At 71.5% G+C, this 7,702-nt stretch carries 6 protein-coding genes; all 6 read left to right on the plus strand.

Annotated features, from left to right (window positions below; translation table 11 throughout):
• Positions 1–182 precede the first annotated feature (182 nt).
• Entirely contained in the window at positions 183–605 is a 423-nt protein-coding gene (locus tag ABZY44_RS20785; protein ID WP_356655858.1) for an MmcQ/YjbR family DNA-binding protein, read from the plus strand.
• Between the two features lie 104 nt (positions 606–709).
• Complete coding sequence (locus ABZY44_RS20790) at positions 710–1,918, plus strand: CaiB/BaiF CoA-transferase family protein (protein WP_356655860.1); 1,209 nt, start codon at positions 710–712, stop codon at positions 1,916–1,918.
• On the plus strand, positions 1,918–2,943 hold the full coding sequence (locus tag ABZY44_RS20795) for an LLM class F420-dependent oxidoreductase (protein ID WP_356655862.1): 1,026 nt from the start codon (positions 1,918–1,920) through the stop codon (positions 2,941–2,943). Before ABZY44_RS20790 ends, ABZY44_RS20795 begins: the two co-directional genes overlap by 1 nt.
• A 12-nt stretch (positions 2,944–2,955) precedes the next feature.
• A complete protein-coding gene (locus tag ABZY44_RS20800; RefSeq protein WP_356655864.1) occupies positions 2,956–4,098 on the plus strand; it encodes an acyl-CoA dehydrogenase family protein in 1,143 nt (380 codons plus the stop codon).
• Positions 4,099–4,199: 101 nt separating this feature from the next.
• Complete coding sequence (locus ABZY44_RS20805) at positions 4,200–5,414, plus strand: acetyl-CoA C-acetyltransferase (RefSeq protein WP_356655866.1); 1,215 nt, start codon at positions 4,200–4,202, stop codon at positions 5,412–5,414.
• Positions 5,415–5,470: 56 nt separating this feature from the next.
• On the plus strand, positions 5,471–7,654 hold the full coding sequence (locus tag ABZY44_RS20810) for a 3-hydroxyacyl-CoA dehydrogenase NAD-binding domain-containing protein (RefSeq protein ID WP_356655868.1): 2,184 nt from the start codon (positions 5,471–5,473) through the stop codon (positions 7,652–7,654).
• Positions 7,655–7,702: the final 48 nt, after the last annotated feature.

Here is a 7,702-nt window from a genome sequence, read left to right on the forward strand (position 1 = left end):
GTGACCGAGGGTAAGGGGGCGGGCGGGCGGCAGCCGCGTGCTGCCCGCGCCCCCGCACCTTCGGAGAGCCGCGGTCGAGTCGTCGGCCGGGTGTCGGCGGCCGGCGTTAGCGTGAGGAGGGACGGGCTCTTCGAGGGTGGACCCGAACCGTCCGTCCGTACGAGCCGGTGTGACCTGTGCTCATGGGAGGCGTGTTGTCGATGAAGGCCGCGGTGCGCAAGTGGGAAGCGGTCCGGGCGTTCGCCCTGGGGCTGCCCGAGGCTGGGGAGGAGTTCCCGTGGGGGCCCGAGGACCTCGTGGTGAAGGTCAACAAGAAGATCTTCGTCTTCCTCGGCAACGCGGACGGCCCGCAGCCGCCCGGGCTCTCCGTGAAGCTCAAGGACGAGGCGTTGCACGGTCACGCCATGACCGCTCCGGGCGCTGAGCCGACCGGATACGGGCTGGGGAAGGCCGGCTGGGTGTCCGTGCCCTTGGGGGAGAAGGGGGCGCCCTCCGCCGAGGTGCTGTGTGAGTGGGTGGAGGAGAGCTACCGGACCGTCGCACTGAAGCGGCACCTCAAGGAGCTCGACGCCCGGATCGCCGAGCGAAACGGGCCAACCGGCTAAGCGCTTGCTCTTGTGCTGAGTGGAACGGGTTCCTAGCATCACTGGTGTTACATCAGTTGTGTCACACAGTGGCCGCAGGGGTGCCACGGGATCCTGGGGGCTCGATGGCAGTGACAGGGAACGCGCCCGACCGCGAGAACGGCGTCGAGGACGGCGGCGGGAGCGGTCGCGCGAGCGGCGGCGCGACCGGCCGCCGCAGCGGCCCGCTCGCGGGCGTGCGCGTCGTGGAGCTGGCCGGCATCGGGCCGGGCCCGTTCGCCGCCATGGTCCTCGCCGACCTCGGAGCCGATGTCGTACGCGTCGACCGCCCCGGAGGCGGCGCACTCGCGGTCAACCCCGCCTACGACATCACCAACCGCAACAAGCGTTCCGTCCTCGTCGACCTCAAGTCCCCCGAGGGCCCCGCCCGGGTGCTCGACCTGGTCGAGCGCGCCGACGTGCTCATCGAGGGCTTCCGCCCCGGGGTCGCCGAGCGGCTCGGCGTCGGCCCGGCCGACTGCCACGCCCGCAACCCGAAGCTCGTGTACGGGCGGATGACCGGCTGGGGGCAGGAGGGGCCGCTCGCCCACACGGCCGGGCACGACATCGCGTACATCGCCGTCACCGGCGCCCTCGGCATGATCGGCCCGGCGGGCGAGCCCCCGGCCGTCCCCGCCAACCTGGTGGGGGACTACGCGGGCGGTTCGCTCTACCTCGTCATCGGAGTCCTCGCCGCTCTCCAGCACGCCCGTACGCCGGGCGGCGCCGGCCAGGTGGTCGACGCGGCCATCGTCGACGGGACCGCCCATCTCACCGCCATGATCCACGGGATGGTGGCGGCCGGCGGCTGGCAGGACCGGCGCGGAGCCAACCTCCTCGACGGCGGCTGCCCCTTCTACGGCACCTACGAGACCTCCGACGGCCAGTACATGGCGGTCGGCGCGCTGGAACAGCAGTTCTACGACACCTTCGTGGAGCTGCTCGGCATCGCGGACCAGGCCCCCGCCCGCAAGGACCTGGCCCGCTGGGGCGAGCTCCGCGAGGCCGTCGCCGCGCGCTTCAAGTGCCGTACCCGCGAGGAGTGGACGGCCGTCTTCGAGGGCACCGACGCCTGCGTGGCGCCCGTCCTCTCGCTGCGCGAGGCCCCGCACCATCCGCACCTGGCCGCCCGCGCCACCTTCAGCGACTTCGGCGGGATCACCCAGCCGGCCCCCGCGCCCCGCTTCTCCGCGACCCCCACCACCGTCGTGAGCGGTCCGGCGCTGCCCGGCGCGCACACGGAATCGGTCGCGGCCGACTGGGGCGTGCCGGCGCTGCTGGGGAACGAGGGCTGATGGAACTGTCCATGCTGCTGGACTACGCCGGGGACCCGCGCCGGGCCGCCGACCAGGCGGCCGCGCTGGAGGCGGCCGGACTCGACGCGGTGTGGGTCGCCGAGGCCTGGGGCTTCGACTCACCGACGATCATGGGATATCTGGCCGCCCGCACCGAGCGGATGAAGATCGGCTCGGCCATCCTCAACGTCTATTCGCGCACGCCCGCGCTCATCGCCCAGACGGCGGCGGGCCTGGACGCGATGTCCGGCGGCCGGGCGCTGCTCGGCCTCGGCGCGTCGGGCCCGCAGGTGATCGAGGGCTGGCACGGGAAGCCGTACGACAAGCCCATCGGCCGGACCCGCGAGACGGTCGAGCTGTGCCGGCGCATCTGGCGCCGCGAGACCATCGACCACCACGGCATCACCGACATGCCCCTGCCGCCGGACAAGGGCGGCCGGCACGGCAAGCCGTTGAAGATGCTAACCCGGCCGGTCCGTGCGGACATCCCCGTCTACGTGGCCTCGCTCGGCCCGGCGAACGTGCGGATGACGGCCGAGATCGCCGACGGCTGGCTCCCCACCCTCTTCGTGCCGGAGAAGGCCGACGCCGTGTGGGGCAGCGCGCTCGCGGAGGGCGCCGCGCTGCGCGCGCCGGGACTCGCCCCCCTGCGAACGGTGGCGGGCGGTCTCCTGGCCATCGGCGCGGACGCGGCGGCCGCACGCGAGCTCGCGCGGCCGCAGATCGCCCTGTACGTCGGCGGCATGGGCGCGGTCGGGAAGAACTTCTACAACGACCTGGCCGTGGCCTACGGGTACGGGGACGCCGCCCGCGAGATCCAGGAGCTCTACCTCTCCGGCCACCAGCGCGCGGCCGCGGCCGCCGTCCCGGACGAACTGTGCGAACTCACCACCCTGTGCGGGCCGGAGGGCTACGTCCGCGAGCGCGTCGAGGCCTTCCGGGCCGCCGGGGTGACCATGCTCAACGTCACGCCCGTCGGCCCCGAGCCGGCCCGGCTCGTCGAAACCGTCAAGAACTGGCTCTAGGGGGCCCCTGCAATGAAACGCCAGCTCTTCGACGCCGACCACGAGGCGTTCCGCGAGACCGTCCGCACCTTCCTCGCCAAGGAGGTGCTGCCGCACTACGAGCAGTGGGAGAAGGACGGCATCGTCAGCCGCGAGGCCTGGCGCGCCGCCGGCCGCCAGGGGCTGCTCGGCCTGGCCGTCCCGGAGGAGTACGGGGGCGGCGGGAACCCCGACTTCCGGTACGCGGCGGTGATCGCCGAGGAGTTCACCCGGGCGGGCGCCGCCGGGCTCGCGATCGGCCTGCACAACGACATCATCGGGCCGTACCTGACGTCGCTGGCGACCGAGGAGCAGAAGCGCCGCTGGCTGCCCGGCTTCTGCTCCGGCGAGATCATCACGGCCATCGCGATGACCGAGCCGGGCGCGGGCTCCGACCTCCAGGGCATCAGAACCACCGCCGAGGACACGGGCGACCACTGGGTGCTCAACGGGTCCAAGACCTTCATCTCGAACGGGATCCTCGCCGATCTGGTGATCGTGGTCGCGAAGACCACGCCCGAGGGCGGGGCGCACGGGATGTCGCTGCTGGTCGTGGAGCGCGGCACGGAGGGCTTCGAGCGGGGCCGCAACCTCGACAAGATCGGCCAGAAGGCGCAGGACACCGCCGAGCTCTTCTTCCACGACGTGCGCGTCCCGAAGGAGAACCTGCTCGGCGAGCTGAACGGGGCCTTCCTCCACCTGATGACCAATCTCGCGCAGGAGCGGATGGGCATCGCGATGGCGGGCATCGCCGCAGCCGAGCACCTGCTGGAGATCACCACGCAGTACGTGAAGGAGCGCGAGGCCTTCGGGCGGCCGCTCTCCAAGCTCCAGCACATCCGGTTCGAGATAGCGGAGATGGCCACCGAGTGCGCGGTCACGCGCACGTTCCTCGACCGCTGCATCACCGACCACGCCAACGGGGAGCTGGACCACGTCCACGCCTCGATGGCCAAGTGGTGGGCCACCGAACTCCAGAAGCGCGTCGCCGACCGCTGCCTGCAACTGCACGGCGGATACGGCTACATGACCGAATACCGGGTCGCCCGGGCCTTCACCGACGGCCGGATCCAGACCATCTACGGCGGTACGACCGAGATCATGAAGGAGATCATCGGCCGTTCCCTGCTCGGCTAGCGCCGGGCGCCGGGCATCAGGTCCCCGGCGCACCGGCCCCGCCGCGCCCCCCTCGTCCGAACTCGCCCGATCCGCCTCCGCACCCCCGAAAGGCTTGACCAGTGAGCACCGAAGCTTACGTGTACGACGCGATCCGCACCCCCCGCGGCCGCGGCAAGGCCAATGGCTCCCTGCACGGCACCAAGCCGGTCGACCTCGTCGTCGGCCTCATCCACGCCCTGCGCGAACGCAACCCCGGCCTGGACCCCGCCACCATCGACGACATCGTGCTCGGCGTCGTCGGGCCGGTCGGCGACCAGGGCTCCGACATCGCCCGGATCGCGGCCATCGCCGCCGGCCTGCCGGACACCGTGGCCGGCCTCCAGGAGAACCGCTTCTGCGCGTCCGGACTGGAGGCCGTCAACCTGGCCGCCGCGAAGGTCCGCTCCGGCTGGGAGGACCTGGTCCTCGCAGGCGGCGTCGAGTCCATGTCCCGCGTCCCGATGGCCTCGGACGGCGGAGCCTGGTTCAACGACCCGATGACCAACTGGGACACCGGCTTCGTCCCGCAGGGCATCGGCGCCGACCTGATCGCCACGATCGAGGGATTCTCCCGGCGCGACGTGGACGAGTACGCCGCCCTGTCGCAGGAACGTGCCGCCGAGGCCGTCAAGGACGGCCGTTTCGCCAAGTCCGTCGTCCCGGTCACCGACCGCAACGGCCTGGTCGTCCTGGACCACGACGAGTTCGTCCGCCCCGGCACCACCGCCGACACCCTGGCCAAGCTGAAGCCGTCCTTCGCCGACATCGGCGACCTCGGCGGATTCGACGCCGTCGCGCTGCAGAAGTACCACTGGGTCGAGAAGATCGACCACGTCCACCACGCGGGCAACTCCTCCGGCATCGTCGACGGCGCCTCGCTCGTCGCGATCGGCTCCCGCGAGGCCGGCGAGCGCAACGGTCTCACGCCCCGCGCCCGGATCGTCTCGGCCGCCGTCTCGGGCTCCGAGCCCACCATCATGCTCACCGGCCCCGCCCCGGCCACCCGCAAGGCCCTCGCCAAGGCCGGGCTGACCATCGACGACATCGACCTCATCGAGATCAACGAGGCCTTCGCCGGCGTCGTGCTCCGCTTCGTCAAGGACATGGGCGTCTCCCTCGACAAGGTCAACGTCAACGGCGGCGCCATCGCGCTCGGCCACCCGCTCGGCGCCACCGGCGCGATGATCCTCGGCACGGTCGTCGACGAACTGGAGCGCCAGGACAAGCGCTACGGGCTCGTCACCCTCTGCGTCGGCGGCGGCATGGGTGTCGCGACCGTCGTCGAACGCCTCTGACCCGTCCCGGAATCCCAGACAACCTCCCTGACACGGCCGACACGGAAGTAGCGAAAATGAGCGAGTCCACCACGATCCGCTGGGAACAGGACGACACCGGAGTCGTCACCCTCGTCCTCGACGACCCCGACCAGTCCGCCAACACGATGAACCAGGCCTTCAAGGACTCCATCGCGGCGATCGCGGACCGGGCCGAGGCCGAGAAGGACTCCATCCGCGGCATCATCTTCACCTCCGCCAAGAAGACCTTCTTCGCGGGCGGGGACCTCAAGGACATGATCCGGCTGCGCCCCGAGGACGCGCAGCTCGCCTTCGACACCGGCACCGCGATCAAGCGCTCGCTGCGCCGCATCGAGACCCTCGGCAAGCCCGTGGTCGCCGCCATCAACGGCGCCGCCCTGGGCGGCGGTTACGAGATCTGCCTGGCCTCCCACCACCGCGTCGCCCTCGACGCGCCCGGCTCGAAGATCGGCCTGCCCGAGGTCACCCTCGGCCTGCTCCCGGCCGGCGGCGGCGTCACCCGCACCGTCCGCCTCATGGGCATCGCCGACGCCCTGCTCAAGGTGCTGCTCCAGGGGACCCAGTACACCCCCCAGCGCGCCCTGGACAACGGCCTGGTCCACGAACTGGCCGCCACGCCCGAGGAGATGCTCGCCAAGGCCCGCGCCTTCATCGACGCGAACCCGGTCTCGCAGCAGCCGTGGGACGTCAAGGGCTACCGCATCCCGGGCGGCACCCCGTCCAACCCGCGCTTCGCCGCCAACCTCCCCGCCTTCCCGGCCAACTTGAAGAAGCAGCTCGCCGGCGCCCCCTACCCGGCGCCGCGCAACATCCTGGCCTGCGCCGTCGAAGGCTCCCAGGTGGACTTCGAGACCGCGCTGACCATCGAGGCCCGCTACTTCACCGAGCTGGTCACCGGACAGACCGCCAAGAACATGATCCAGGCGTTCTTCTTCGACCTCCAGGCCGTCAACGCCGGCCGCAGCCGACCCCGGGGCGTGGAGCCCCGCGAGGTCACCAAGGTCGCCGTCCTCGGCGCCGGCATGATGGGCGCCGGCATCGCCTACTCCTGCGCCCGCGCGGGCATCGAGGTCGTGCTGAAGGACGTCACCCCCGAGGCCGCGGCGAAGGGCAAGGCCTACTCCGAGAAGCTGCTCGACAAGGCCCTGGCCCGCGGCCGTACGACCGAGGCCAAGCGCACCGAACTGCTGGCCCGGATCACCCCGACCGCCGACCCGGCCGACCTCACGGGCTGCGACGCCGTCATCGAGGCCGTCTTCGAGGACACCGCCCTCAAGCACAAGGTGTTCCAGGAGATCCAGGAGTTCCTCACTCCCGACGCGCTGCTCTGCTCCAACACCTCCACGCTGCCCATCACGGGCCTGGCGGAAGGGGTTGCGCGGCCCGCCGACTTCATCGGACTGCACTTCTTCTCGCCCGTCGACAAGATGCCGCTGGTGGAGATCATCAAGGGTGAGCGGACCGGCGACGAGGCCGTCGCCCGCGCCTTCGACCTCGTACGGCAGATCAACAAGACCCCGATCGTGGTCAACGACTCGCGCGGCTTCTTCACCTCGCGCGTCATCGGCCAGTTCATCAACGAGGGCGTCGCGATGGTCGGTGAAGGCATCGAGCCCGCCTCCGTCGAGCAGGCCGCGGCCCAGGCCGGGTACCCGGCCAAGGTCCTCTCCCTGATGGACGAGCTGACGCTCACGCTGCCCCGCAAGATCCGCAACGAGACCCGCAAGGCCTTCGAGGCCGAGGGCCGGGCGTGGGCCGAGCACCCCGCCGACACCGTCATCGACCGGATGGTCGACGAGTTCGGGCGCCCCGGACGCAGCGGCGGCGCCGGCTTCTACGTGTACGACGAGGACGGCAAGCGCGCGGGCATCTGGCCGGGGCTGCGCGAGCACTTCACCAAGGCCGCCGGAGACGGGCACGTCGAGATCCCGTTCCAGGACATGAAGGAGCGGATGCTCTTCTCCGAGGCGCTGGACACCGTCCGCTGCTTCGACGAGGGCGTCCTGACCTCCTACGCCGACGCCAACATCGGCTCGATCATGGGCATCGGCTTCCCGGCCTGGACCGGCGGCGTGATCCAGTACATCAACGGCTACGAGGGCGGCCTGCCCGGCTTCGTGGCCCGGGCCCGCGAGCTGGCCACGCAGTACGGTGAGCGGTTCACCCCGCCGGCCTCGCTGGTGGAGAAGGCCGAGCGCGGCGAGACCTACGCCGACTGACCGGTCCGCCGCGCGGTCCCGGGGCCGGTGCGCCCCGGGACCGCGCGT

Origin of the sequence: Streptomyces sp. NPDC006544, assembly GCF_040611715.1 — a bacterium.
In the GTDB taxonomy this organism is placed as follows: Bacteria; Actinomycetota; Actinomycetes; order Streptomycetales; family Streptomycetaceae; genus Streptomyces.

Coding starts and splice junctions, on each gene's coding strand:
- ABZY44_RS20785 (WP_356655858.1), top strand. CDS start 183: ATGGGAGGCGTGTTGTCGATGAAGGCCGCGGTGCGCAAGTGGGAAGCG.
- ABZY44_RS20790 (WP_356655860.1), top strand. CDS start 710: ATGGCAGTGACAGGGAACGCGCCCGACCGCGAGAACGGCGTCGAGGAC.
- ABZY44_RS20795 (WP_356655862.1), top strand. CDS start 1,918: ATGGAACTGTCCATGCTGCTGGACTACGCCGGGGACCCGCGCCGGGCC.
- ABZY44_RS20810 (WP_356655868.1), top strand. CDS start 5,471: ATGAGCGAGTCCACCACGATCCGCTGGGAACAGGACGACACCGGAGTC.
- ABZY44_RS20800 (WP_356655864.1), top strand. CDS start 2,956: ATGAAACGCCAGCTCTTCGACGCCGACCACGAGGCGTTCCGCGAGACC.